Source organism: Pseudomonas sp. GW821-FHT03C07 (assembly GCF_059420925.1).
In genome coordinates, this window is the sequence record NZ_JBWKUQ010000009.1 from 214,471 (window position 1) to 240,902 (window position 26,432).

The 26,432-nt window shown below is 62.6% G+C and carries 22 protein-coding genes; 10 read left to right on the forward strand and 12 right to left on the reverse strand.

Annotation, left to right across the window (positions count from 1 at the left end):
- Positions 1 to 87: 87 nt before the first annotated feature.
- Positions 88 to 2,595, reverse strand: a complete 2,508-nt coding sequence (plsB, locus tag AC07VG_RS19050; RefSeq protein WP_494999385.1) for a glycerol-3-phosphate 1-O-acyltransferase PlsB — start codon at positions 2,593 to 2,595, stop codon at positions 88 to 90.
- A gap of 246 nt (positions 2,596 to 2,841) precedes the next feature.
- On the opposite strand from plsB, the gene AC07VG_RS19055 reads away from it, so the two are divergent.
- A complete protein-coding gene (locus tag AC07VG_RS19055; protein ID WP_017127105.1) occupies positions 2,842 to 3,051 on the forward strand; it encodes a cold shock domain-containing protein in 210 nt (69 codons plus the stop codon).
- A gap of 193 nt (positions 3,052 to 3,244) precedes the next feature.
- On the opposite strand, the gene AC07VG_RS19060 is transcribed toward AC07VG_RS19055, so the two are convergent.
- From AC07VG_RS19060 to AC07VG_RS19075, 4 genes are all read right to left on the reverse strand, one after another.
- The gene (locus tag AC07VG_RS19060) at positions 3,245 to 3,622 is read right to left on the reverse strand and encodes a hypothetical protein (RefSeq protein ID WP_494999386.1); all 378 of its coding nucleotides are present in this window, start codon (positions 3,620 to 3,622) and stop codon (positions 3,245 to 3,247) included.
- A gap of 85 nt (positions 3,623 to 3,707) precedes the next feature.
- Complete coding sequence (locus AC07VG_RS19065) at positions 3,708 to 4,517, reverse strand: putative RNA methyltransferase (protein WP_494999387.1); 810 nt, start codon at positions 4,515 to 4,517, stop codon at positions 3,708 to 3,710.
- Positions 4,517 to 5,668 (reverse strand): succinyl-diaminopimelate desuccinylase, encoded by a 1,152-nt coding sequence (gene dapE, locus AC07VG_RS19070; protein WP_494999388.1) that lies wholly within the window; start codon positions 5,666 to 5,668, stop codon positions 4,517 to 4,519. The genes AC07VG_RS19065 and dapE overlap by 1 nt, the downstream gene beginning before the upstream one ends.
- A gap of 189 nt (positions 5,669 to 5,857) precedes the next feature.
- Positions 5,858 to 8,449 carry a glycosyltransferase gene (locus AC07VG_RS19075; RefSeq protein WP_495021685.1) on the reverse strand — a complete coding sequence of 864 codons (2,592 nt, stop codon included), beginning with the start codon at positions 8,447 to 8,449 and terminating at the stop codon, positions 5,858 to 5,860.
- Between the two features lie 264 nt (positions 8,450 to 8,713).
- Here AC07VG_RS19075 and tcdA point away from each other — a divergent pair, with 264 nt between their 5' ends.
- Complete coding sequence (gene tcdA / locus AC07VG_RS19080; protein ID WP_494999390.1) at positions 8,714 to 9,523, forward strand: tRNA cyclic N6-threonylcarbamoyladenosine(37) synthase TcdA; 810 nt, start codon at positions 8,714 to 8,716, stop codon at positions 9,521 to 9,523.
- A 200-nt stretch (positions 9,524 to 9,723) separates the two neighbouring features.
- Here tcdA and AC07VG_RS19085 read toward each other — a convergent pair whose 3' ends face one another.
- The 4 genes from AC07VG_RS19085 to AC07VG_RS19100 form a co-directional block, all read right to left on the reverse strand.
- Positions 9,724 to 10,131, reverse strand: coding sequence for a SufE family protein (locus tag AC07VG_RS19085; RefSeq protein WP_494999391.1), 408 nt, complete (start codon positions 10,129 to 10,131; stop codon positions 9,724 to 9,726).
- Positions 10,128 to 11,333, reverse strand: a complete 1,206-nt coding sequence (locus AC07VG_RS19090) for an aminotransferase class V-fold PLP-dependent enzyme (RefSeq protein WP_494999392.1) — start codon at positions 11,331 to 11,333, stop codon at positions 10,128 to 10,130. Before AC07VG_RS19090 ends, AC07VG_RS19085 begins: the two co-directional genes overlap by 4 nt.
- A gap of 259 nt (positions 11,334 to 11,592) precedes the next feature.
- Entirely contained in the window at positions 11,593 to 12,627 is a 1,035-nt protein-coding gene (dapD, locus tag AC07VG_RS19095) for a 2,3,4,5-tetrahydropyridine-2,6-dicarboxylate N-succinyltransferase (RefSeq protein WP_494999393.1), read from the reverse strand.
- Positions 12,628 to 12,672: 45 nt separating this feature from the next.
- Positions 12,673 to 12,981: an arsenate reductase gene (locus AC07VG_RS19100; protein ID WP_494999394.1), complete on the reverse strand. Its 309-nt coding sequence runs from the start codon at positions 12,979 to 12,981 to the stop codon at positions 12,673 to 12,675.
- 268 nt (positions 12,982 to 13,249) lie between these two features.
- Here AC07VG_RS19100 and AC07VG_RS19105 point away from each other — a divergent pair, with 268 nt between their 5' ends.
- A complete protein-coding gene (locus tag AC07VG_RS19105) occupies positions 13,250 to 14,911 on the forward strand; it encodes a Na+/H+ antiporter (protein WP_494999395.1) in 1,662 nt (553 codons plus the stop codon).
- A 133-nt stretch (positions 14,912 to 15,044) separates the two neighbouring features.
- Here the strand turns inward: AC07VG_RS19105 and dapC are convergent, their stop codons facing one another.
- From dapC to map, 3 genes are all read right to left on the reverse strand, one after another.
- Positions 15,045 to 16,244, reverse strand: a complete 1,200-nt coding sequence (gene dapC / locus AC07VG_RS19110) for a succinyldiaminopimelate transaminase (protein WP_495021686.1) — start codon at positions 16,242 to 16,244, stop codon at positions 15,045 to 15,047.
- Between the two features lie 159 nt (positions 16,245 to 16,403).
- Positions 16,404 to 19,106: a [protein-PII] uridylyltransferase gene (locus AC07VG_RS19115; RefSeq protein WP_494999397.1), complete on the reverse strand. Its 2,703-nt coding sequence runs from the start codon at positions 19,104 to 19,106 to the stop codon at positions 16,404 to 16,406.
- A gap of 55 nt (positions 19,107 to 19,161) precedes the next feature.
- Complete coding sequence (map, locus tag AC07VG_RS19120) at positions 19,162 to 19,944, reverse strand: type I methionyl aminopeptidase (protein ID WP_494999398.1); 783 nt, start codon at positions 19,942 to 19,944, stop codon at positions 19,162 to 19,164.
- Between the two features lie 396 nt (positions 19,945 to 20,340).
- Here map and rpsB point away from each other — a divergent pair, with 396 nt between their 5' ends.
- The 7 genes from rpsB (at position 20,341) to ispC (ending at position 26,400) form a co-directional block, all read left to right on the forward strand.
- Positions 20,341 to 21,081 (forward strand): 30S ribosomal protein S2, encoded by a 741-nt coding sequence (rpsB, locus tag AC07VG_RS19125; RefSeq protein WP_248794635.1) that lies wholly within the window; start codon positions 20,341 to 20,343, stop codon positions 21,079 to 21,081.
- A 189-nt stretch (positions 21,082 to 21,270) separates the two neighbouring features.
- The gene (gene tsf / locus AC07VG_RS19130; RefSeq protein ID WP_494999399.1) at positions 21,271 to 22,134 is read left to right on the forward strand and encodes a translation elongation factor Ts; all 864 of its coding nucleotides are present in this window, start codon (positions 21,271 to 21,273) and stop codon (positions 22,132 to 22,134) included.
- A gap of 203 nt (positions 22,135 to 22,337) precedes the next feature.
- Positions 22,338 to 23,081: a UMP kinase gene (pyrH, locus tag AC07VG_RS19135; RefSeq protein ID WP_003172271.1), complete on the forward strand. Its 744-nt coding sequence runs from the start codon at positions 22,338 to 22,340 to the stop codon at positions 23,079 to 23,081.
- Positions 23,078 to 23,635, forward strand: coding sequence for a ribosome recycling factor (frr, locus tag AC07VG_RS19140; protein ID WP_248794633.1), 558 nt, complete (start codon positions 23,078 to 23,080; stop codon positions 23,633 to 23,635). Before pyrH ends, frr begins: the two co-directional genes overlap by 4 nt.
- Before the next feature lie 16 nt (positions 23,636 to 23,651).
- Positions 23,652 to 24,407 carry a polyprenyl diphosphate synthase gene (uppS, locus tag AC07VG_RS19145; RefSeq protein ID WP_494999400.1) on the forward strand — a complete coding sequence of 252 codons (756 nt, stop codon included), beginning with the start codon at positions 23,652 to 23,654 and terminating at the stop codon, positions 24,405 to 24,407.
- The gene (locus AC07VG_RS19150; protein ID WP_495021687.1) at positions 24,407 to 25,213 is read left to right on the forward strand and encodes a phosphatidate cytidylyltransferase; all 807 of its coding nucleotides are present in this window, start codon (positions 24,407 to 24,409) and stop codon (positions 25,211 to 25,213) included. The genes uppS and AC07VG_RS19150 overlap by 1 nt, the downstream gene beginning before the upstream one ends.
- Positions 25,210 to 26,400, forward strand: coding sequence for a 1-deoxy-D-xylulose-5-phosphate reductoisomerase (gene ispC / locus AC07VG_RS19155; RefSeq protein ID WP_495021688.1), 1,191 nt, complete (start codon positions 25,210 to 25,212; stop codon positions 26,398 to 26,400). The genes AC07VG_RS19150 and ispC overlap by 4 nt, the downstream gene beginning before the upstream one ends.
- The last annotated feature ends 32 nt before the right edge of the window (positions 26,401 to 26,432 follow it).

Sequence of the window (26,432 nt, forward strand, 5' to 3'; positions counted from 1 at the left end):
TTGAGTCTACACGGGCCTTTGCGCTTGAAAACCGGCCGAGAAGCATCCTTGCTGCTTTACCGAATAGCCTGACAAGGGTGGTTCGCCTTATCCCACCTCTGGAGCCGAATTGGGGCTTTGTTCGGCGGCATCTTCGCTGCGATGCACGGCCACTTGACGGATCGACAGGCGAATTTCCGCCGGCAGTACCCGTTTGGCGGCGCCCTCGGCCAACTCGCCGAGCAGTTCGTGATAACCCAGTTTGCCGGCGGCGTCGCGGCGCAGCACATCGAGGTCGAGCAGGGTCTGGATAAAGTGGCGGAACAGGCTCTTGTCGAAAAACTCCGGGGCGTTCAGGCCATGCAGAATCGACAGGCGCTGGGCCATGACCGTGCACAGGTCTTCCAGCTCCTCGGCGCTGATGCTGTGCTGGCCGCTGTTGAGCAGTAGCGAGATGGCCATGTAGAAACGTTGCAGGGTCTGGGCGATGCTCCGCGACAGCAGGGTCAAGAGTACGAAGTGCCGCGAGCTCGGCGCCGGGCGCAGGTAGACGTCGTTCTCCAGGCGCAACAGGCCCTGTTCGACAAAGGCTTGCAGCCATTGGTCGATCACCGCGTCGAGTTCCTCCAATGACCAGCGGATAAACAGTTCCGCCTGCAGGTAGGGATAGAGCGCGCGGCTGTAGCGCAGGATCTGCTCGCGGCTCATGCGCGTGGCGCTCTGGAAGAAGCTCGCCAGCAATGAAGGCAGGGCGAAGATATGCAGCACGTTGTTGCGGTAATAGGTCATCAGGACGGCGTTCTGCTCGTCCAGGTAGAGGATCTTGCCCAGGGCGTCGCTTTGCTCGGCCAGCAGGTCCATGTCCTTGACGTGCTGGATCAGCGCGCGACCATCGCCTTCCGGCAGGGTGGTGTGCGGCGAGTAAGGCACGCGGCGCAACAGCGCCAGGTAAAGGTCGAGCACCCGGGCCATGGCGCGGTCGTCGAGGGCCAGGCGCGTGGTCGAGAGCAACGCCAGGGCCACCAGGTTCACCGGGTTGATCGCCGCCGCTTCGTTCAGGTGCCGGGCCACACGCTCGCCGAGACGGTTGGTGGTTTCGTTGAGCCAGGCCGGGCGGAATTGCGGGCCCAGTTCCTGGGCACGCCAGTCCGGTTGTTCCTGGTCGAGGAACTCGGCCAGCTTGATCGGCTCGCCGAAGTTGACCGCGACCTGGCCGAAGCGCTGCTTGAGTGCGCCGATGACCTTGAAAATGTCGAAGATCGATTCTTTCTTCTTGCTCGCGCCGCGCAGTTCGCCCAGGTAGGTGCGACCCTCCAGCACGCGCTCGTAGCCGATATACACCGGGATGAAGACGATCGGCATGCGCGAGGAACGCAGGAAGCTGCGCAGGGTGATGGCCAGCATGCCGGTCTTCGGCCGCAGCATGCGCCCGGTGCGCGAGCGGCCGCCCTCAACGAAGTACTCCACCGGGAAGCCCTTGGTGAACAGGGTGTGCAGGTATTCGTTGAACACCGCGGTGTAGAGCGGGTTGCCCTTGAAGGTGCGGCGCATGAAGAACGCCCCGCCGCGCCGTAGCAGGCTGCCGATCACCGGCATGTTGAGGTTGATCCCGGCGGCGATGTGCGGTGGGGTCAGGCCGTTGCGAAACAGCAGGTAGGACAGCAGCAGGTAATCGATATGGCTGCGGTGGCAGGGCACGTAGATGACTTCATGGCCCTGGGCCACGGCCTGCACGCCCTCGATATGGTTGACCTTGATGCCGTCGTAGATCTTGTTCCAGAACCAGCTCAGCACCACTTCGAGGAAGCGGATCGCGGTATAGGTGTAGTCCGAGGCGATCTCGTTGCCGTAGCGCAGGGCCTGGGCCTGGGCTTTGTCCACGGAGATGTTCTCGCGCTGGGCTTCTTCGAGGATGGCCTGGCGCACCATCGGTTCGTTGACCAGGCCCTTGACCAGGTTGCGCCGGTGCGAGATGTCCGGGCCGATCACCGCGGCCTTGAGGTTGCGCAGGTGCACCCGCAGGATCCGCTGGGCCATGCGCACGGTGCGTTCATGGCCCTTGTTGTGTTCGATCAGGCCGCGCAGGTGGATCGGCGCGGAGAACTGCACGCGGGTCTTGCGCCCGAGAATCAGGATGCTCAGCAGGCGGCGCAGGCGCCCGGTGACCGCCCAGCTGTCGGCGAACAGCAGTTTCCAGGGGCTCGACTCACTGTCCGGCGACTGCCCCCAGAACACGCTGACCGGGATGATCAGCGCATCTTCGGCGGGGTTCTCGCTCAAGGCGCTGACCAGACGGGTCAGGGTCGGTGGCGCGCCGCGCTTGTCCTGGCGGCCGAGCCAGTCAGGCTCGGGGGTCAGGTAGAAGAACGCCGCCGGTTCCAGCAGCGAGCCGACGGACACCGGCAGTACCGGACGCGGCAGGCCGGCCTTGGTGCATTCGCGGTCGACCACGGCGAGGTCGGTCAGCGACGGCGATTGCAGGACGTAGAACACCGGCCGGCTGCGGTCGAGGTCGAGGGTCAGCGACGACTGGTTGATCGTCTCCGAGCGCACCCACAGGTACAAGAGGCGGCGCAAGGTACCAAACACGAGGCGGCGGAACGGGGAACGGGTCATACGGCTTCTGCAGGCTAGTGGATTGAACCGAGCGTTTGCTCGGTATGGCTAGTGTGCCGTATTCGTCAAAGATCGGCAAAAACGCGGCGAACTAATATTGATTGAGAGTTTTTTGACCTGTCTTATACTCGGTCGTTCGCCGTGGACGGTAGGATTTATCCGCGCAGCATGATGTTCTGGCGACGCAGCAGGCAGGGCCCGTCGAGCCGGGCCTCTCCCCACAATAACAAGACGGAGTACGGATTCATGGCAACTCGCGAGACAGGCAATGTGAAGTGGTTCAACGATGCCAAGGGCTACGGCTTTATTCAGCGCGAAGACGGGGCGGATGTGTTTGTGCACTACCGCGCGATTCGTGGCGAAGGTCACCGCTCCCTGGCGGAAGGGCAGCAGGTGGAATACGCGGTGGTGGAAGGCCAGAAAGGCCTGCAGGCCGAGGATGTGGTGGGGCTGTAAGACCAGTCTTCAATCGACGCCGACCGTGGATTGGCCGTTACGGTCAACGCGGTCATTGTGGGAGCCGGCTTGCCGGCGATGAGGCCAGTGAGTCTTGCATTGATCTTGCGGACGCCATCGCTGGCAAGCCAGCTCCTACAGGTTCGGTGTTTCACCGCAGAATACCGCCAAGCCCCGGGTTTGCCTGCCAGTGCTATGCCGTACGCCAGGTGATTTCTTCTTCGCCATCGGCGCTGATGCGGATCCAGCGATCGGCCGTCTCCTCGCCTTCTTCCTCGACCCAACTGCCCGGGGCGCAACGCACTTCCACGTTCAGCGCGGCAAAGGCGGCGCGGGCGCAGGCGATGTCGTCGTCCCACGGCGTCTGGTCGCTTTCCAGGTACAGGCTGTTCCATTTGCCCACGGCCTTGGGCAGCCAGGTCACCGGCACATTGCCGGCCTGGCACTTCCAGGTCTGGCCTTTCTGGACCCAGTCGCTGCAAGGGCCCAGCGCGGCGCCGAGCCAGGCGGCAACGGCCTTGTGATCGACGTCGTCGTCCTTGAGGTAAATCTCGATATCGGGCTGGCGCATGGAAATCCTCGCTGCGGTTGTTCGAAAAATCCATTCGCGGATTTTGTCGGCCTTGAACCGGTGTCCAAGGCCATGAAGAGTGGGGTTATTGCAAAACGAAGTAATCGTAGCGCATCGACACGCTGACCTCGAACGGCTCCGGCTGTTCGATGACCTGTGCCCGGCGCTCGGCGCTGGCCCGCCAGCCGTGAGGGGTCATGGCCAGCAGGTTCGCGCGGTCCTGGGCGCTGGCCAGGCTCAGCTTGAACTCCAGCACTTCGCTGTGTTGCAGCGCCATGCCCGCCGGCACCAGGGCCAGGTGCTTGTCGTCGGTGTACTCGCGCACTTCATCGTACAGACGCTCGCGCAGTTCCATCAGATGGCCGCTGGTCGGTCCGACTTTCATCAGGCCGCCACCGGGGCTCAGCAGGCGTTTGGCTTCCTGCCAGTCCAGCGGGCTGAACACGCTGGCGATGAACTGGCAGCTGGCGTCGGCCAATGGCACCCGCGCCATGCTGGCGATCAACCAGGTCAGTTGCGGGTTGCGCCGACAGGCGCGCTTGACCGCCTCGCGGGAGATATCCAGCGCATAGCCGTCAGCCGTGGGCATGGCCTCGGCCAACTGCGCCGTGTAGTAGCCCTCGCCGCAGCCGATATCGACCCAGCGTCCCGGCGCGCGTTCGGCGGCCAGCTCCGCCAGGCGGCGGGCCACCGGCGCGTAGTGGCCGGCGTTGAGGAAATCCCGTCGGGCTTCGACCATGGCCAGGTTGTCGCCCGGGTCGCGGCTGTTCTTGTGCTGCACTGGCAACAGGTTCAGGTAACCCTGGCGTGCCCGGTCGAAACGATGTCCGAGCGGGCACGCCACGCCGTTGTCGACCGCGCCCAGGGGCGCGCTGCAGAGAGGGCAGGTGAGCATCAGGCAAGCAACTTGATCAGGGTCTGGTAGTAGATTTCGGTCAGCACGTCGAGGTCGCTGGCCAGGACCCGCTCGTTGACCTGGTGGATGGTCGCGTTGACCGGGCCCAGCTCGACCACCTGGGTGCCGAGGGTGGCGATAAAGCGCCCGTCGGAGGTGCCGCCACTGGTGGAGGCCTGGGTCTCGCGTCCGGTGATGCTCTTGATGCTCGCCGACACCGCATCGAGCAGCGCGCCCGGCTCGGTCAGGAACGGCAGGCCGGACAGCGCCCATTCCACATGCCAGTCCAGGCCGTGCTTGTCGAGGATCGCCGCGACCCGCTGTTGCAGGCCTTCGACCGTGGACTCGGTGGAGAAACGGAAGTTGAACAGCGCCACCAGTTCGCCAGCGATCACGTTGGTCGCGCCGGTCCCCGAGTTGAGGTTGGAAATCTGGAAGCTGGTGGGCGGGAAGAAGGCGTTGCCGTCGTCCCAGTGCTCGGCGGCCAGTTCGGCCAGGGCCGGGGCGGCCAGGTGGATCGGGTTCTTCGCCAGGTGTGGGTAGGCCACATGGCCTTGTACGCCACGCACGGTGAGCCGGGCGCCGAGGGAACCGCGACGGCCGTTTTTCACCACGTCACCGACCAGGGTGGTGCTCGACGGTTCGCCGACGATGCACCAGTCCAGGCGCTCTTTACGCGCGGCCAGGCGCTCGACCACGGCCTTGGTGCCGTGGTGGGCCGGGCCTTCTTCGTCGCTGGTGATCAGGAAGGCGACCGAACCGCGATGATCCGGGTAGTCGGCGACAAAACGCTCGGCGGCCACCAGCATCGCTGCCAGGCTGCCTTTCATGTCGGCCGCGCCGCGCCCACAGAGCATGCCGTGCCCGTCGATCAAGGCATCGAACGGATCGTTCTGCCAGGCCTGCACGGGACCGGTGGGGACCACGTCGGTGTGACCGGCGAAACACAGCACCGGGCCTTCATGCCGGCCATGGCTGGCCCAGAAGTTATCGACGTCTTCGATACGCATCGGCTCGAGCTTGAAACCGGCGTCGCCCAGGCGCTGCATCATCAGTTTCTGGCAGTCGGCATCGACCGGGGTCACGGAAGGGCGGCGGATCAGCTCGCAAGCGAGTTGCAAGGTCGGCGAAAGGTCGGCGTGGGCCGTCATGGGAAAGCTCCGGTGCTTTTTTTGTAGGAGCCAGCTTGCTGGCGATTTGAGCGACGCGGTTAACCAGGATCACCGCGTCGCCTGGATCGCCGGCAAGCCGGCTCCTACACGGGTAGGGGCGCGCAAAGGGGAGATATCTTAAAGCAAAACGGCGGCCCGCAGGCCGCCGTTTCGTGTTGTACATCGCGTTTATGCGACTGCGGCCGGCTCCGGCTCGCCGGCCGGTTTCGGCAGCGACGAGACGAAGGCCATGATCAGCGCCGCCAGGTACGGCAGCGACTGTACCAGCAACATCACCACCCAGAAGCGCATGTCGTTGCTCGGCAAGCCCTGCACCAGGAAGATCCCCAGCGCCGCGGCCCACAACAGCAGCATGATGAACATCTCTTCCCGGGCCTCCGAAATCGCCACCCAGAAGCCGTGGTTGTCGGCGTTTTTCGGTGTGCGGAAGAACGGGATGCTGCTGGTGAAGAAACCGTACAGCACCGCCTTGGCGATGGTGTGGGACAAGGCCAGCCCAGCCAGTGCCGCGGCGAAGGCATCCTTCATGTTCACCCCGACCGCGCGACGGTAGAGGAACAGGATCTTGCCGACCTTGAACACGAACAGCGCCAAGGGCGGGATTGCGAAGATCAACAGCGGCGGATCGACCCGTTGCGGCACGATGATCATCGCCGCCGACCAGAGCAGGGCACCAACGGTGAAGAAGATGTTCATGCCATCGGCGACCCACGGCAGCCAGCCCGCGAGGAAGTGATAGCGCTGACCACGGGTCAGTTCGGTGTCCTTGCCGCGCAGCAGGCTGGCGGTGTGCCGCTTGATGATCTGGATCGCGCCGTAGGCCCAGCGGAAACGCTGTTTCTTGAAGTCGATAAAGGTATCGGGCATCAGGCCCTTGCCGTAACTGTTGTGGTGATAAGCCGCCGACAGACCTTTTTCGAAGACCCGCAGGCCCAGTTCGGCGTCTTCGCAGATGCACCAGTCGGCCCAGCCCAGTTCTTCCAGGACCGAACGCCGGGTCATGGTCATGGTGCCGTGCTGGATGATCGCGTCGCGGTCGTTGCGGGTGACCATGCCGATATGGAAGAAACCCTTGTATTCCGAGTAGCAGAGCTTCTTGAAGGTGCTTTCGTTCTGGTCGCGGTAGTCCTGTGGCGACTGCACGATGGCGATCTTCGGATTGGCGAAGTGCGGCACCATGTGCTTGAGCCAGTTGCGATCGACGCAGTAGTCCGAGTCGATCACCGCGATGACTTCGGCGTCCTTGGCGGTGTGCGGGATCAGGTAGTTCAGTGCCCCGCCCTTGAAACCGGCCAGTGGCGCGACGTGGAAGAAGCGGAAGCGCGGACCGAGGGTTTCGCAGTAGGCCTGCACCGGTTCCCAGACCGCCGGGTCCTTGGTGTTGTTGTCGATGATCAGGACTTCGTAGTCCGGGTAATCGAGGGCCGCGAGGGCGTCGAGGGTCTGTTTGACCATCTCTGGCGGCTCGTTGTAGCACGGCACGTGGATCGAGACCTTCGGCCGGTAGTCCGAGTCGCCTTCCACCGGCAGGAATTCACGCCGGCGCTTGTGGGTCCAGACCGCCTCGGCCAGTTCGTGGGCCTCGGTCAGCAGGACGATAAACACGCCCAAGGCACCGATGGCCAGCAGGAAACCCACCGTCAGGCTGAACCAGGTGCTGTATTGCTGGCTGTAGTCGTAGCCGATCCACACCAGCACCGAACCGCAGAGGAACGCGGTAAAGGTCAGGAAGGTCCGCCCGCGCTGGCGCAGGGCCGAGCCGTCGATCATCAGCAGGGTCAGCGAGAGCAGCGCCAGGACCACCGAACCGATGGCCAGTACGCGCCATTGCGGGATTGCCACCACCGGGCCTTCGAAGTTGAACTTCTGCTGGCGCGCGGCGTTGAACACGCCCCAGTAGGCGCCCACGGAACCCTCGTCGCTGGCTTTCCACGGCTGGTCGAAGGCTTCGATCACGAAGTAGTTGAAGCCCTGGCGGTTAAGCTTGTTGACCAGGGTGCGCAGGTAAATGGCCTGGTCGGCCTGGGTTGCATCGGCACCGCCCCGCATGCGGCCATTGCTCGGCCAGCCGACTTCCGAGAGCAGCAGGGGTTTTTTCGGGAACATGCGCTTGAGTTCGCGGGCGCGGTCCAGCACGTACTGGCCGGCCTTGTCCATCGGGATAGATTCCCAATAGGGCAGGATGTGCGCGGCGATCAGGTCGACGTGCTTGACCAGTTCCGGGTTGCGTTCCCAGATATGCCACTGTTCCGAGGTGGTCACCGGCACCTTGACGGCGGCGCGCACGCGGTCGAGCAGCACGGCCAGTTCCTTGGCGGTGATTTCCTTGCGGAAGATCGCCTCGTTACCGACCACCACGCGCACGACACTGCGGCTGGTGTTGGCCAGTTCAATGGCGCGGGTGATTTCGCGCTCGTTGCGTTCCTGGTCCGGGCTGATCCAGATCCCCAGGGTGACCCGCAGGCCGAACTCTTCGGCGAGCTTGGGAATATCCTGGAGGGTGCCGTCGACCGAGTAGATACGGATGTTATCCGTCAGCTTACTCATGATCTCCAGGTCGCGACGCATATCATCGTCGGTCGGATACTGCTCTTTCTGTGGGAATTGTCCCTGCTGGAAAGGCGAGTAGGAGAAGCCGGCGATCTGCTCGGGCCAGTCAGGCGCCGAAACCGGGCGGTTGATCAGCGCCCAGAAACCGGTGAATAGTGCGGCAATTGCCAGCACCACGACCAGGTTGAGTCCAAATTTACGCGATGACATAGGTATTTCGGGTTCCGAAAAGGGCTAGAACAGGGAACAGAGCGGCGCGCATCCTACACTTGCTATCCGTCGACCGTACAGTACCGTGGAGTGTGCGCGGACATTGGGCAATAACGCATGACTTAAGTTCTTTCCGGATTCTTTGTAGCTCTATTCTCGTCAAAGCGTTGTGATTTAACGCTCGTCGGCAGCCATTCATAGGCTAAAGCTGCCCTCGGCCCGCGCCCGGCCCTATAATGCGCGCCGGTTTTTGGGGTAATGGTCATGAGTGCAGAAGATCCGCGGTTTGCCGGCGTCGCCCGGTTGTATGGCATTGAAGGCCTGGAACGGCTGAAGGCCGCCCATGTGGCGATCGTCGGCGTCGGCGGTGTCGGTTCCTGGGCGGCCGAAGCCATTGCCCGTTGCGGTGTCGGCGAGATCTCGCTGTTCGACCTGGATGATGTCTGCGTCAGCAACAGCAACCGTCAGTTGCATGCCCTGGACAGCACCGTGGGTCGGGCCAAGGTCGAGGTGATGGCCGAGCGCCTGAAGGGCATCAACCCGGACTGTCGAGTTCACGCGGTGACCGATTTCGTCACCCGCGAGACCATGGCCGAATACATCACCCCGGATATCGACTGCGTGATCGACTGCATCGACAGCGTCAATGCCAAGGCGGCGCTGATCGCCTGGTGCAAGCGGCGCAAGATCCAGATCATCACCACGGGCGGTGCCGGTGGGCAGATCGATCCGACGTTGATCCAGGTGTGCGATCTGAACCGTACCTTCAATGATCCCCTGGCCTCGAAAGTGCGTTCGACCCTGCGTCGTGACTACGGTTTTTCCCGCACGGTGACCCGCCATTACAGCGTGCCGTGTGTGTTTTCCACCGAGCAACTGCGTTATCCCAAGCCGGATGGCAGCATCTGCCTGCAGAAGAGTTTTGTCGGCGATGGGGTGAAACTGGACTGCGCCGGTGGTTTCGGCGCGGTGATGATGGTCACGGCGACCTTCGGCATGGTCGCGGCGACCAAGGCGGTGGACAAGATCGTCGCCGGTATGCGCCGTCCGGCGGATCGGCTCAAGCCGCAATAAGGAAGGTCGTCTGGGTATTTGTGTCGTTCCCGGAACTGATGGGCGACGTCGTACTGTGTAGGCGCAAGCTTGCTCGCGATCGGCTGCGCAGCAGTCGTAAAACCTCAGAACGCAGTTTTTCTGACACGCCGAGTCAAGCGAATTGCGGCCGCTACGCGCCCGATCGCGAGCAAGCTTGCTCCTACAGGTTTGTGGGGTTTTCAGGATTGGGTTAATTCACGCATCCGCTGCAGCACGGCATTCAGGCCGTTGCTGCGCGACGGCGACAATTGCCGGGACAGGCCAAGCTGGTTGAACCAGTCCGGCAGGTCGACCTGCTGCAACTCGCCGGCGCTCAGACCATTGACCCGCACCAGCAACAGCGCTACCAGCCCGCGAATCATTCGCGCATCGCTGCTCGCGGCAAACTGCCACTGACCGTCTTGCAAGTGCCCGGTCAACCACACCTGGCTTTCGCAACCGTGCACGCGGTTGGCCTCGGTCTTGTCGGCGTCGCTCAAGGGCGGCAAGCGCTCGCCCCATTGCATCAGCAGACGCGCCCGTTGTTCCCAGCCCGCCAGATGCCGGAAGTTTTCCAGCACCAGCAGCGCCTCATCGGGCAAGCTCATCGCAACAACTCCAGCGCCTGATCCAGCGCCTCGAAAAAACGCTCCAGATCTTCCGAGTCGTTGTACAACCCCAGCGATACGCGGATCGCGCCCGCCAGCCCAAGCTGTTTCATCAGTGGCATCGCGCAATGATGTCCGGCGCGCACGGCAATCCCCTGTTCTGTCAGCAGGTGCGCCAGATCGGCGTTGTGCACACCGTCGACGACGAAACTGGCCAGCGCCAACTGCGGCTCGCCCAGCAGACGGATGCCCTTGCGAACTTTCAAACCTTGCAACAGGTGGGCATGCAGCGCCGCTTCATGGGCCGAGACGGCCGTCTGGTCGAGGCCGGCCAAATAGTCGAGGGTCGCGCCGAGGCCGATGACGCTGGCAATCGCTGGTGTTCCGGCTTCGAAGCCCAATGGGGCAGGGCGGAAGCTGGCCTGTTGATAGTCCGCGTCCAGCACCATCTCGCCGCCGAATTGCCAGTGGCGCAGCTGGCTCAGGGCTTCGTGTCGGCCATAGAGCACGCCGACGCCATCCGGGCCGTAGAGCTTGTGACTGGAAAATACATAAAAATCGCAGCCCAGTGCCTGGACGTCGTGACGACCGTGGACCACGCCCTGGGCGCCGTCGACCACGCTCAGCGCGTTGAACGAGCGGGCCAGTGCCAGCAACGGCGCCAACGGTTGCCAGGCGCCGAGCACATTGGACAACTGGCTGACCGCCAGCAGACGGGTCCGCGGGCCGATCAACGGGCGGGCGGCCTCCAGGTCGATCAGGCCGCTGTCGCTGATCGGCAGGACCACCAGTCGCAGTCCCCGGCGCTGGGCCAGTTGCTGCCAGGGCAGCAGATTGGCGTGATGCTCCAGGGCGCTGATAACGATCTCGTCGCCGGGTTGGAAAAGCGCTTCCAGGCCGTAGGCCAGGAGATTCAGCGCCGAGGTGGCGCCGTGGGTGAAGACGATCTGTCCGCTATTGCCGACGTTGAGCCACTGGCCCGTCTTGCTCCGACTGTCCTCGAAGGCCTGGGTGGCGTGGGCGCCGGGCAGGTGTTGGGCACGGTGCACATTGGCCGCACCGTTGCTGTAATAGTGCGCCAGGGCATCGATCAATGCCTGGGGCTTCTGGGTGGTGGCGGCGCTGTCCAGGTAGACCTGGTCTTGCCGTTGCAGGGCGGCGATGGCCGGGAAATCGGCGCGCCAGGGGGAAGGTATCAACATGGTGTTCGGCCCTGGTTAGCATGGGCGGGGTACGCAAAACCTGTAGGTATCGGTCTGGTTCGCGAAGTTCTTTTGCGACCTTGAGGGCCTCTTCGCGGGCAAGCTCCGCTCCCACAGTTCGGCGCCGGGCACAATCTTTGTGCATGGCACAAATCTCTTGTGGGAGCGGAGCTTGCCCGCGAAGGCGGCCTTACAGACGCCATCGCCAGCAAGCCGGCTCCTACAATTGATCCTGTCGCACGGCCTACAGCAATCCTGCTTAGTTATGCGCGTGCAGGGCTTCGTTCAGTGCAATGGCCGACTTATGGCTCTTGCATTCCACCGCACCGGTTTCCGAGTTGCGACGGAACAGCAGGTCCGGCAGGCCGGCCAGGTCGCGGGCCTTGAGCACCTTGACCAACTGGTTGTTTTCGTCGAGCAGCGCGACCTTGGTCCCGGCAGTCACGTACAGGCCCGATTCCACGGTATTGCGGTCGCCCAACGGAATGCCGATACCGGCGTTGGCACCGATCAGGCAACCTTCGCCGACCTTGATGACGATATTGCCGCCACCGGACAGGGTGCCCATGGTCGAGCAACCGCCGCCCAGGTCCGAACCCTTGCCGACAAAGACACCCGCCGAAACGCGGCCTTCGATCATGCCCGGGCCTTCGGTGCCAGCGTTGAAGTTGACGAAGCCTTCGTGCATCACGGTGGTGCCTTCGCCGATGTAGGCGCCCAGGCGGATCCGCGCGCTGTCAGCGATACGCACGCCGCTCGGGACCACGTAGTCGGTCATTTTCGGGAACTTGTCCACCGAGAACACTTCCAGCAGCTCGCCACGCAGGCGCGCTTCCAGTTGATGCGCGGCCAGTTCCGACAGGTCGATGGCGCCCTGGCTGGTCCAGGCCACGTTCGGCAGCAGCGGGAACACGCCCGCCAGGCTCAGGCCGTGGGGCTTGACCAGGCGGTGGGAGAGCAGGTGCAGCTTGAGGTAGGCCTCGGGGGTGGAAGTCAGCTGGGCATCTTCAGCCAGCAGGGTCGCGACCAACGGCTTGTGGCTTTCGGCCAGACGGGTCAGCAGGGCAGCCTGGGCGGCGTCGACACTTTTCAGGGCCTCGGCCAGTTGCGAGGCCTGGGCGGTGCTGAAGGTGATCGCCTGGTTGCCGCCGGTGTAACCGAGGATCGGCGCGATGGCGGCGACCAGCTCGGCCGAAGGCTGAAGCAGGGGTTGGGCGTAGAAAACTTCCAGCCAGGCACCTTGACGATTCTGGGTGCCAACGCCGAAGCCCAGGCTGAACGGAGTAGTGGACATGCAGTTACCTCTTGCAAAATGAGTGGGGGCCTTGAGCGCTCTGGCTCAGTTGAGGGCCGCCGCATAGCTATCTGGCTTGAAGCCAATCAGGGTTCGGTCACCGAGATCAAGCACCGGGCGCTTGATCATCGAGGGTTGTGCCAGCATCAGTTCAATCGCTTTCGCCTGGTCGAGATCGGCTTTACGTTCGTCGTCGAGTTTGCGAAAGGTGGTTCCGGCGCGGTTCAGCACCACTTGCCAGCCGTGCTCGTTGCACCACTGGGTCAGGTGTTCGCGGTCGATACCGGCGGTCTTGTAGTCATGGAACGTGTAGGGCACGGCTTGCTCGTCGAGCCAGGTACGGGCCTTTTTCATGGTGTCGCACGCCTTGATTCCGAAAAGGTGCAACGTTTTGCTCGGAGCAGTCACAGCAATTGCCTCCCCTTTGGAGATGCGAGGGATGAAAGGTTGAAGATTATGCCATGACCGGGCCGCTTAGGCGTCTTAGTCGTGTGCGGTTACATCTTCCCCTGCCGACTGCGACTTTGGTGCAGCGTCCGGGTGGCAGCTTAAGCGGCTAATATGGCACTTCGACGGCAAGCTGTTGCCAGCGATCTGTTTTAAACGATTGGGAATGCTTTTTATGCAGACGGCCTACACCGTCCTGATTTTGCTGATGCTGGTCGGCGTCTCGCGTTTGCTCTGGCGGGTGATTCCGCTGCCGCTGCCCTTGGTGCAGATTGCCGCGGGGGCCTTGCTGGCCTGGCCGACCCTGGGTCTGCATGTGGCGCTGGACCCGGAGCTGTTTCTGTTCCTGTTTCTGCCGCCGTTGCTGTTTTCTGACGGTTGGCGCATGCCCAAGCGCGAGTTGTGGCGCCTGCGCGGGCCGATCCTGACCCTGGCCGTGGGGCTGGTGTTGTTCACGGTGGTCGGCGCTGGCTATTTCATTCACTGGCTGCTGCCGGCCATCCCCTTGCCCGTGGCGTTCGCCTTGGCGGCGGTGTTGTCGCCGACCGACGCGGTGGCGGTGTCCGCCATTGCCCAAAACCGTCTACCGACACCGCTGATGCATATGCTCCAGGGCGAGGCGCTGATGAACGATGCGTCGGGCCTGGTGACCTTCAAGTTCGCCCTGGCGGCGGCCGTGACCGGTGCCTTTTCCCTGGCCAATGCGAGCCTGACCTTTGTTCTGGTGGCGGTCGGTGGCTTGGCCGTCGGCGTGGCGCTGAGCTGGCTGGTGGGGCGCTTTCGGGTCTGGATGATCGCTCGCGGTTGGGACGATCCGGCGACCCACGTGGTGTTCATGTTGCTGTTGCCGTTCGCCGCCTATGTGTTGGCCGAGCGTCTCGAGGTCTCGGGGATTCTGTCGGCGGTGGCGGCGGGGATGATGCAGAGCTGGCTCGACCTGCTGCCGCGCCAGACCAGCACGCGGTTGCTCAACCGCAGTGTCTGGTCGCTGCTGGAGTTCGCCTTCAACGGGCTGATCTTCCTGCTGCTGGGCTTGCAGTTGCCGGACATCGTCAAGGCGGTCGTCAGTCATCAGCCTTCGTTGTGGCCGACCTTGCTCTATCGCTGCCTGGAGGTGCTGGCGATCTTTCTGGCGCTGGTGGCGTTGCGGTTTATCTGGGTGCACAGCATTTGGCGTTTGTCCGAGCTGCTGCGGGGCTGGCGTGGCAAAAGCCCATTGTCGGGCATGGCCAAGGGGCGTTCCTGCTGGTTGCTGACGGTGGGCGGCGTGCGCGGGGCGGTGACGCTGGCGGGCGTGATGTCGGTGCCGCTGCTGATTGCGCCTGGGGTGGATTTTCCCGAGCGTGATTTGCTGATTTTCATTGCCGCGGGGGTGATTCTGTTGTCTTTGGCGGCCGCCAGCATTGCCTTGCCGCTGCTGTTGCGCGACTTGCCGAAGAGTCAGGATGACAAACATCGCGGCGAAGTGCGCGAAGCCTGGAAGAAAACCGCCGAAGCGGCGATCCATGCGCTGGAGACCGAGGAACTGGCTGCGCCGCAGGACATGACTCAGGACGCTACTCAGGATGCGACCCAGGCAGCGTTGGCGACCGAGTTGAAAGCGCAGTTGATGGCCGAATACCGGCATCAGTTGGAGGTGTTCAACGACTCCGCCGAAGCTCAGGCGTTGGCATTCCAGATGGACCAGTTGGACCGCCGCTTGCGGCTGAGGGCACTGCGGGCGCAGCGCCTGGAGTTGTACCGGCTCAGTCGCCAGCATCAGATCGGCGACGATGTGTTGCGCGAGGTGCTGGCGGAGCTGGATCTGAGCGAGGCGAACCTCGGCTCGGTGAAATAGCCCGGGGTGTCACGGTGCCGTGGGAGCGGAGCTTGTCGGGATGTCCTTAGCGGCATCGCGGGCCTCTTCGCGGGCAAGCTCCGCTCCCACAAGGGCCCAACGGCTTCATCGCCGGCAAGCCTGCTGCTACAGGTTATTTGCGGCGCTGGATGAACGCGCGAATCCGCTCGGCGGCTTCGACGCATTCGGCCAGTGGCGCAACCAGGGCCATGCGCACGCGACCAGCCCCCGGATTGACGCCGTCGACTTCGCGGGACAGATAGGAGCCCGGCACCACGGTCACATGCTCCTCGGCAAACAGATCGCGGCAGAACGCCGCATCATCGCCCTGCACATTCGGCCACAGGTAGAAGCTGCCATCCGGCCGCCGCACATCCAGCACCGGCGCCAGGATCTCCAGCACCGCATCAAACTTCTCCCGGTACAGCGCACGATTGGCCCGCACATGCACTTCGTCGTTCCAGGCCGCCACGCTGGCCAGTTGCGTTTGCACCGGCATCGCGCAGCCGTGGTAGGTGCGATACAGCAGGAAGGCTTTGAGAATATCCGCGTCACCGGCGACAAAACCCGAACGCAGCCCCGGCAGGTTGGAGCGCTTGGACAGGCTGTGGAACACCACGCAACGCTTGAAGTCCTTGCGGCCCAGCGCCACGCAGGCGCTGAGCAGGCCCGGCGGCGGGGTCCGCTCATCGAAGTAGAGCTCGCTGTAGCACTCATCGGCGGCGATCACGAAGTCGTGCTCGTCGGCCAGAGCGATCAGCTTTTTCAAGGTCTCCAGCGGAATCAGCGCACCGGTCGGGTTGCCTGGCGAGCACAGGAAGAGGATCTGGCAACGCTGCCAGATCTCCGTCGGCACGGCCTCGAAGTCCGGGTTGAAGCCGTTCTCGTCCAGGCAGGGCAGATAGTGCGGCTTGGCCCCGGCGAGGAACGCCGCGCCTTCGTAGATCTGATAGAACGGGTTGGGGCTGACCACCAGGGCGTCGTCGCCACGGTTGACCACGGTCTGGGTAAAGGCGAACAGTGCCTCGCGGGTGCCGTTGACCGGCAGCACGTTGCGCGCCGGGTCGATCCAGCCGCTCGGCACGCCGAAACGCCGCTCGCACCAGCCGGCGATGGCTTCACGCAGGGCCGGCACCCCGAGGGTGGTCGGGTACACGGCCATCTGTTCCAGGTTGGCGCTCAGGGCCTCGGCGACAAATGCTGGCGAGCGGTGCTTCGGTTCGCCGATGGACAGGGCGATCGGCCGCTTGTCCGCGTTCGGCGTCACGCTGCCAAGCAGGGCGCGGAGTTTCTCGAACGGGTAGGGCTGCAACTGGTTCAGGGCGTTGTTCATGGACAGTCTCGTTCAATTCAGTTGTAGGCATGCGGCCTGCCGGGCGCGGCAGATCAAGTGTGGCAGCGGGCTTGCCGGCGATGACGGTGTGTCAGTCGCCGGCGATGTGTTTGGACTGACGCATCGCGGGCAAGCCCGCTCCCACAGGAAAGCATTTATTCAGATACTCAGGCGCATCGTTTCAGGGGGCGGTTCGGCGTTGACGCTCAGTTGTTCGACGATGGCGTCCTGCAATCGGCTGCACAGCTGCGGGTCGGACAGCGGTTGGTTGTCGGCGTCGGTGATGAAGAACACGTCTTCGACCCGCTCGCCGAGGGTGGCGATCTTGGCGTTCTGCAGCGACAGGTCGAACTCCAGGAAGATCTTGCCGATCCGCGCCAGCAGCCCGGGGCGGTCCGGCGCACTCAGCTCCAGCACCGTGACCGGGCGCTGGGCGTCGTTGTGGATGGTGACCTGGGGCGCAAAGGCGAAGTGCTTGAGCTGGCGCGGGACCCGGCGCTGGATAATGGTTGGGTAGTCGTCCGGGTTGCGCAGGGCCTCGGTCAGGCCGTCGCGGATCTGCTTGATGCGCTTCGGGTTGTCGCCGATGGAGCCGCCGTCGTTGTCCAGCACGATGTAGGTATCGAGGGTGAATTGGCTGCTGGAGGTGATGACCCGGGCGTCATGGATGTTCAGATTGAGCTGGTCCATCGCGGCCACGGTCACGGCGAAGAAGTCGTGCTGGTCCGGGGCGTAGATAAAGATCTGCGTGCCGCCTTCGAATTCGCGCTGGGTGGTTTCCTTGATCAGTACCAGCGGGCCGCCATCGGCCGGCTGCTGCAGGATCGCGTCGCTGTGCCAGGCGACATCGCCGGCGGTGTGACGCAGGAAGTAGTCATCGCCCAGTTGCGACCAGAGCTGTTCGACATCGTCCGGGTCGGTGCCGGCACGCACCAGGATATCCAGGGCGGCGCTCTGGGTCTGGCGAATCTGCTCTTCGCGGTCCACCGGGTTTTCCAGACCGCGGCGCAGGGCGCGCTTGGTCTCGGTGTAGAGCTGGCGCAACAGGCTGGCGCGCCAGGAGTTCCACAGGCTCGGGTTGGTCGCGTTGATGTCGGCGACGGTCAGGACATAAAGGTAGTCCAGGTAGACGTGGTCGCCGACGATCTGCGCGAAGTCATGGATGACCTGCGGGTCGGAGAGGTCCTTGCGCTGGGCGGTGGTGGACATCATCAGGTGGTTCTGCACCAGCCAGACGATCAGGCGGCTGTCCCACTGCGGCAGTTGGTGACGCGCGCAGAAGGCCGCGGCATCCACAGCGCCGAGTTCCGAATGGTCGCCGTGCCGGCCCTTGCCGATATCGTGGTAGAGCCCGGCCATGTAGATCAGCTCGGGCTTGGGCAGCTTGGCCATGAGCTTGGCGGCCAGCGGGAATTTCTCCGAGACCTGGGTGTACTGCAGTTTGCGCAGGTGCTTGATCAGGTTCAGGGTGTGTGCGTCGACCGTATAGATATGGAACAGGTCGTGTTGCATCTGCCCGACGATATCGCCGAACTCCGGCAGGTAGCGCCCGAGGAGGCCGTAGCGGTTCATCCGGCGCAGGTTGCGGTGGATGCCGATCTTGCACTTGAACAGCTCGATAAACAGGCTGGTGTTGCGGATATCGTTGCGGAAGTCGTCGTCGATCAGGTGGCGGTTTTCCCGCAGCAGACGGATGGTGTCGGCGCGCACCCCCTTGATTTCCGGCTGCTGGGCCATCAGCACGAAGATTTCCAGCATGGCGAACGGCGTGCGGCGGAAGACGTTCGGGTTGCACGCCTCGATGTAGCCGTCGTGCAACTGGAAGCGCGAGTTCAACGGCTGCGGCGGCGTTTCGTCTTCCGGGGCGAGGATGATTTCCTCGAAGTGCTGGATGATCAGGTCGCTGAGCTGGGCAATGCTCATGACCACCCGGTAGTACTGCTGCATGAAGTTTTCGATGGCCTGTTTCGCATCGTCACCCTTGAAGCCCAGCAGCCCGGCGATGCTGCGCTGGTGGTCGAACAGCAGGCGGTCCTCGGCGCGACCGGCGAGCATGTGCAGGGCGTAGCGGACTTTCCAGAGGAACTCCTGGGACGAGGCCAGCACGGCGTTTTCGCTTTCCACCAGGAAACCTTCGCCGGCCAGGGCCCGCAGGTTCAGGGTGCCGTACTGGCGGCGGGCGACCCAGAGGATCGTCTGGATATCCCGCAGGCCGCCGGGCGAGCCCTTGACGTTGGGTTCCAGGTTGTATTCGGTGTCGTTGTACTTGTGGTGGCGGGCCTTCTGTTCGGCGCGCTTGGCCAGGAAGAAGTCCTTGCTCGGCCACATGTGTGCCGTGCTGGTGACGTCGAGCATGCGCTGGCGCAGGCGCTCGGGGCCGGCGACGGTGCGGCTTTCCATCAGGTTGGTGATGACCGTCAGGTCGGCTCGGGCTTCCTCGGCGCATTCGTCAATCGAGCGCACGCTCTGGCCGACTTCCAGGCCGATGTCCCAGAGCAAGGTCAGGAAACGCTCGATGGAGTCGCGAAAGATCTCGTGGTCGGCGTCGTCGAGCAGGATCAGCAGATCGATGTCCGAGTAGGGGTGCAGTTCGCCACGACCGTAGCCGCCGACCGCCACCAGGGCGATGTCGGCGTCTTCGCTCCAACAGAACTGGTCCCAGGCCTGTTGCAGGATGTTATCGACGAACCAGGCGCGGTCTTCGATCAGCCGGCGGATATCGCGCCCGATACGAAAGCGTTCGTCGAGCACCTCGTGGGCATGGCGGATGGCCTTCTTGAAGGCAGCGATGGGGCTGGCCTTCAGTGCCAGTTCCGCCTGGAACTGGCCGCGGTCGAAGAGTTCGGGGTCCACCTGCGGCATCGATTGGCTTTCCTTGGGTTCTATAGGCGTTCTATATAAAGCGGCTGGCGAGCGATCAGGCCGAGACGCGCGGGATGGTCTCATCGCTACGCAGGGTGAAGATCTCATAGCCGCTGTCGGTGACCAGCAGGGTGTGCTCCCACTGGGCCGACAGCTTGCGGTCCTTGGTGATCGCGGTCCAGCCGTCGCCCAGCACCTTGGTGTCGGCCTTGCCCTGGTTGATCATCGGCTCGATGGTGAAGGTCATGCCGGCCTTGAGTTCCATGCCGGTGCCGGCGCGGCCGTAGTGCAGGATCTGCGGCTCTTCGTGGAACACCTTGCCGATGCCGTGGCCACAGAACTCACGCACCACCGAGAAACCGTTCTTTTCCGCGTGCTTCTGGATGATTTCGCCGATGTCGCCCAGGCGGCAGCCGGGTTTGACGATCTCGATGGCCTTGTACATGCATTCCTGGGTGATCTGCGACAGCCGTTCGGCCCAGACCGGCACCGCACCGACGTGGAACATCTTGCTGGTGTCGCCGTGGTAACCGTCCTTGATCACGGTGACGTCGATGTTCAGCGTGTCGCCATCCTTGAGTGCCTTGTCGCCGGGAATGCCGTGGCAGACCACGTGGTTGACCGAGGTGCAGATCGACTTCGGGAAACCCTTGTAGTTGAGCGGGGCGGGAATGGCCTGCTGCACATTGACGATGTAGTCGTGGCAGATACGGTCGAGTTCCTCGGTGGTGACGCCGGGCTTGACGTATTCACCGATCATTTCCAGTACATCGGCAGCCAGGCGGCCAGCGACACGCATTTTTGCGATGTCCTCGGGGGTTTTGAGGGTGACGGTCATACAGGCTCTCTTCTACGCGCCGGGCGCGGATAAACACGGAATGGGGTGTAAACGCCGGGGCCATGATGGCTGGCCCGGGGGGTCGCTACCCTTATAAAGCGCGATTCTACCAGACGGACGGGGTGAACCATGAGCATCCGGCCATCGCTTCTCTCTATCAAGCTGGGGTCATTCTGGCCTGAATCCTGGGCGGGCGCAAAAGCCCGGGGCAGGAAATGCGAATGCGGGTTCCGTTTTTGTCGTTGCTGTGGTATAAAATGCGCCGCTTTCCGGGGATAGCCCCGTGAAGCTTAAATCCACACACGTGTCGACACGATGACCTGGGTGCCTCAGCTAAAGCTGCGGGTTGGTCATTGGGATACGTGGAGGCCAAACCCGACTTATCAAGGAACTATCATGTCCCAAGTCAACATGCGCGATATGCTGAAGGCCGGTGTGCACTTCGGTCACCAGACCCGTTACTGGAACCCGAAAATGGGTAAGTACATTTTCGGCGCACGTAACAAGATCCACATCATCAACCTTGAAAAAACCCTGCCAATGTTCAACGAAGCTCTGACTTTCGTAGAGCGTCTGGCCCAGGGCAAAAACAAGATTCTGTTCGTCGGCACCAAGCGTTCCGCTGGCAAGATCGTTGCTGAAGAAGCAGCACGTTGCGGTTCGCCGTACGTCGATCACCGCTGGTTGGGCGGCATGCTGACCAACTTCAAAACCATCCGTGCTTCGATCAAGCGTCTGCGTGACCTTGAAATCCAAGCCGAAGACGGTACTTTCGCCAAGCTGACCAAGAAAGAGGCGCTGATGCGCACTCGCGACCTGGAAAAGCTCGATCGTTCCCTGGGTGGTATCAAGGACATGGGCGGTCTGCCTGACGCACTGTTCGTGATCGACGTTGACCACGAGCGCATCGCGATCACTGAAGCCAACAAGCTGGGCATCCCGGTTATCGGCGTAGTCGATACCAACAGCAGCCCGGAAGGCGTTGACTACATCATCCCAGGCAACGATGACGCCATTCGCGCCATCCAGCTGTACATGGGTTCGATGGCTGACGCTGTGATCCGCGGTCGCAACAATGTCAACGGTGGCACCGTCGAGTTCGCTGCTGAAGAAGCTCCGGTCGCCGCAGCTGAGTAATTGACGCCCTGGCGTTGACTCAGTAAGCAAAAAGGGGGCTTGGCCCCCTTTTTGCCACCTCGAAAACCGTTGGTTGCTGGTGCCGCTACAGCCTTTGTAATGTGTAGCCGCTACAACGGGATCGGGAAGAATTGAACGCCCGTTCGATCGGGTGGAATGGTTGATAACCTATCCAAGAGGAATTTTGAAATGGCAGAGATTACTGCAGCGTTGGTCAAAGAACTGCGCGAGCGTACCGGCGAAGGCATGATGGACTGCAAGAAGGCCTTGACCAAGGCTGACGGCGACATCGAAAAAGCCATTGATGACATGCGCGCTTCGGGCGCCATCAAGGCCGCCAAGAAAGCCGGCAACATTGCCGCTGAAGGCGCCATCGCAATCAAGGGCGACGGCACCGCTGCCGTGATCCTGGAAGTGAACTCGCAGACCGACTTCCTGGCTCTGCAAGACGACTTCAAGGGCTTCGTCGCTGCCAGCGTTGAAAAAGCCTTCGCTGACAAACTGACCGACGTAGCTCCGCTGATCGCCGCTCAGGAATCGGCGCGTGAAGCACTGGTTGCCAAAGTTGGCGAAAACGTCAACATCCGTCGCCTGGCTCGTATCGAAGGTGATGTGGTCGGCGCTTACCTGCACGGTAACAAGATCGGTGTGGTTGTTGCCCTCAAAGGCGGCAACGAAGACCTGGCCAAAGACGTTGCCATGCACGTTGCGGCGACCAACCCTGAATTCCTGCTGCCATCGCAGGTTTCCGCTGAAGCCATCGAACGCGAAAAAGGCGTTTTCCTGAGCCTCAACGAAGACAAGATCAAAGGCAAGCCAGCTGAAATCGTTGAAAAAATGGTCGGCGGCCGTATCAACAAGTTCCTGGCCGAAGCCAGCCTGGTTGAGCAAGCTTTCGTCAAGAACCCAGAAGTCACCGTGGGTGCTCTGGTCAAGAAAGCCGGCGCTGAAATCGTTTCCTTCACTTACTTCAAAGTAGGTGATGGCATCGAGAAGCCAGTGGACAACTTCGCTGAAGAAGTTGCTGCTCAACTGGCTGCCAACAAGCAGTAAGACGGTTTTCAACTGTCGACCCAAGAGGCTGCCCGCTTACGCGCGCAGCCTCTTTTCAAATGGGAGGAGGGATTTTCTCTTTTTCCATTCGGAACCGTCTTACAGAGATGTGTTCTGATGGCGCTGTAGCAGCGCCAAGCTAGAGTAAGCGCAGGCTGCAAACAGCTCGCAAGATTTTTTAAACGCCGCAGGAGAGATTCGCAATGGCTCAGCAGGGCAGTGGCTATCAAGCTCGCTATAAACGCATTCTACTCAAACTTAGCGGCGAGGCCCTGATGGGCTCGGAAGAGTTCGGGATCGACCCGAAAGTCCTGGATCGCATGGCGCTGGAAGTCGGCCAACTGGTTGGCATCGGCGTTCAGGTCGGACTGGTGATCGGCGGTGGCAACCTGTTCCGCGGCGCCGCCTTGAGTGCTGCCGGGATGGACCGTGTCACCGGCGACCACATGGGCATGCTGGCCACGGTGATGAACGCGCTGGCGATGCGCGACGCGCTGGAACGTGCGAATATCTCGGCCATCGTGATGTCAGCTATTTCCATGGTCGGTGTGACCGATCACTATGATCGCCGCAAGGCCATGCGTCATCTCAACGCCAAGGAAGTGGTGATCTTCGCGGCCGGTACCGGTAATCCGTTCTTTACCACGGACTCGGCGGCTTGCCTGCGGGCAATTGAAATCGACGCCGATGTGGTGCTCAAGGCGACCAAGGTCGATGGCGTCTATACCGCGGACCCATTCAAAGACCCGCATGCCGAGAAGTTCGATCATCTGACCTACGATGAAGTGCTGGATCGCAAGCTGGGGGTCATGGATCTCACTGCTATCTGCCTGTGCCGCGATCACAAGATGCCGCTGCGCGTATTTAACATGAACAAGCCCGGCGCCCTGCTGAACATCGTGCATGGCGGCGCTGAAGGAACCCTGATCGAGGAAGGCCAACAATGATCAACGAAATCAAGAAAGACGCTCAAGAGCGCATGAAGAAGTCCCTGGAATCCCTGGCCCATGCGTTTGGCCGGATTCGTACCGGGCAGGCTCACCCGAGCATCCTGGAAGGTGTGATGGTGCCTTACTACGGCACCGACACCCCGATCAAACAGGTCGCCAACATCACCGTCAAGGACGCGCGCACCCTGCAGGTCGTGGCGTTCGAGCGCAATATGCTCGGTGCCGTGGACAAGGCGATCGGCAGTGCCGGTCTGAACCTCAATCCGACCAACCTGGGCGAGTTGCTGCTGATCTCCATGCCGGCGCTGACCGAAGAAACCCGTCGTGGTTTCACCAAGCAGGCCCGTGAAGAAGCGGAAAACGCTCGCGTTGCCGTGCGCAATATCCGTCGCGACGTGCTGGGCGACTTGAAGGACCTGGTCAAGGAAAAAGAAATCAGCGAAGACGAAGAGCGTCGTGCGGCTGACGATATCCAGAAACTGACTGACAAGTTCGTGGCGGAAATCGAAGTCGCCGTGAAGCAAAAAGAAGCGGACCTGATGGCCGTATAAGGGTCAGGACGTTTTCATGGAAAAGACCAAGCAGTCTGTGCCGTCCTCGGTGCCGCGCCATGTTGCAATCATCATGGACGGCAATAACCGCTGGGCGAAGAAACGCTTTTTGCCCGGGGTTGCCGGGCACAAGGCTGGCGTCGACGCGGTGCGCGCCGTTATTGAAGTGTGTGCCGAGGCTGGGGTCGAGGTATTGACCCTGTTCGCGTTCTCCAGCGAGAACTGGCAGCGCCCCGCCGACGAAGTCAGTGCCTTGATGGACCTGTTCTTCAAGGCGTTGCGCCGCGAGGCCAAGCGTCTCAACGAGAACAATATCAGCCTGCGGATCATTGGCGACCGCTCGCGCTTTCACCCCGAGTTGCAGGCCGCCATGCGCGAGGCGGAAGCGGCGACGGTCGGCAGCAATCGTTTCATTCTGCAGATCGCCGCCAACTATGGCGGGCAATGGGACATCGCCCAGGCGGCCCAGCGCCTGGCCCGTGAAGTGCAGGCTGGGCATTTGCGTCCGGACGATATTACTCCGGAGCTGTTGCAGACCTGTCTGGCCACCGGCGACCTGCCGTTGCCGGACCTGTGTATCCGGACCGGTGGCGAGCATCGCATCAGCAATTTCCTGCTGTGGCAGCTGGCGTATGCCGAGCTGTATTTCTCCGACCTGTTCTGGCCGGACTTCAAACACGAGGCCATGCGCACCGCGCTGGCTGATTTTGCTTCCCGCCAGCGTCGTTTCGGTAAAACGAGCGAGCAGGTCGAAGCAGGAGCCCGGGTTTAATGCTCAAGCAACGCATCATCACGGCACTCATTCTCCTGCCTATTGCCTTATGTGGGTTCTTCCTGCTCGAAGGCGCCGGCTTTGCGCTGTTCATCGGCCTGGTCGTCACCCTTGGCGCCTGGGAATGGGCACGCCTGGCGGGGTTTGAAGCGCAGCCGGCCCGTGTGGCCTATGCGGCGCTGGTCGCGGTGCTGTTGTTCTTTATGTACATCCTGCCCAACCTGGCACCCTGGGTGCTCGGGGCGGCGGTGTTGTGGTGGGGCCTGGCGACTTTCCTGGTGCTGACCTACCCGCGCACCAGCGCGCACTGGTCGACGACCGCCAGCAAACTGGTGATCGGCTTCCTGATCCTGTTGCCGGCCTGGCAGGGCCTGATCCTGATCAAGCAGGAACCGTTGGGCAACTGGTTGATCATGGCGGTGATGATCCTGGTCTGGTGTGCCGATATCGGTGCCTACTTTTCCGGCAAGGCCTTCGGCAAGCGCAAGCTGGCACCTTCGGTCAGTCCGGGCAAGAGCTGGGAAGGTGTCTACGGCGGCCTGGCCTTGAGTCTGGTGATTACCGCGGTGGTCGGGGTCGTACGCGGCTGGGGTGCCGGGCAAATGATCGCCAGTCTGCTGGGGGCGGCGCTGATCGTGGTGATCTCGGTGGTCGGTGACTTGACCGAAAGCATGTTCAAGCGCCAGTCGGGGATCAAGGACAGCAGCAACCTGTTGCCCGGGCATGGCGGCATCCTCGATCGAATCGATAGCCTGACGGCGGCGATTCCGACCTTCGCCGTACTGCTCTGGATCGCTGCATCGTGAGCCGCCCACAGCAAATTACCGTGCTGGGTGCCACCGGTTCCATCGGCCTGAGTACCCTGGATGTCATCGCTCGCCACCCGCAGCGTTACCAGGTCTTTGCCCTGAGCGGTTTCAGCCGCTTGGCCGAGCTGTTCGCCCTGTGCGTGCGGCATCGACCGCGTTATGCGGTAGTGCCCGAGGCGGCCGCGGCGCGTGGTCTGCAGGAGCAGCTGCGCGATGCCGGCCTGGCGACCGAAGTGCGGGTGGGGGAGGCCGGCCTGTGCCAGGTCGCGGCCGATCCCGAGGTCGATGCGGTGATGGCGGCCATCGTCGGCGCGGCGGGCTTGCGTCCGACGCTGGCGGCGGTCGAGGCGGGCAAGAAGATCCTCCTGGCCAACAAGGAGGCGCTGGTGATGAGCGGCGCGCTCTTTATGCAGGCGGTACGCAAGAGCGGTTCGGTATTGCTGCCGATCGACAGTGAACACAATGCGATTTTCCAGTGTTTGCCCCAGGATCACGCCCGTGGCCTGGCGGCGGTCGGTGTGCGGCGGATCCTGCTGACCGCCTCGGGTGGCCCGTTCCGGCAAACGCCGTTGGCCGAACTGGCCGATGTCACTCCCGAGCAGGCGTGCGCCCATCCGACCTGGTCGATGGGGCGCAAGATCTCGGTCGACTCTGCGAGTATGATGAACAAAGGCCTGGAGCTGATCGAGGCGTGCTGGTTGTTCGACGCCAAGCCGTCCCAGGTCGAAGTGGTGATCCACCCACAGAGTGTGATTCACTCGTTGGTCGATTACGTTGACGGTTCGGTGCTGGCACAGTTGGGCAACCCGGATATGCGCACACCAATCGCCAACGCCCTGGCCTGGCCTGAGCGGATTGACTCCGGCGCGACGCCGCTGGACCTGTTTGCCGTGGCGCGGCTGGACTTCCAGGCACCGGACGAGCAGCGCTTTCCGTGCCTGCGCCTGGCCCGCGAAGCGGCTGAGGCCGGAGGCAGTGCGCCGGCGATGTTGAATGCGGCGAATGAAGTGGCGGTGGCGGCATTTCTCGAACGGCGCATCCGCTACCTCGAGATCGCGGGTATCATCGAGGACGTTTTGAACCTGGAGCCGGTGGTCGCGGTCAACCAGCTCGACGCGGTATTCGCGGCGGACGCTAAGGCCCGGGCGCTGGCCGGGCAGTGGCTGAGTCGCCACGGGCGATGAATCTGGCGTAGCCTTCGGGGCTGTCGGCACCT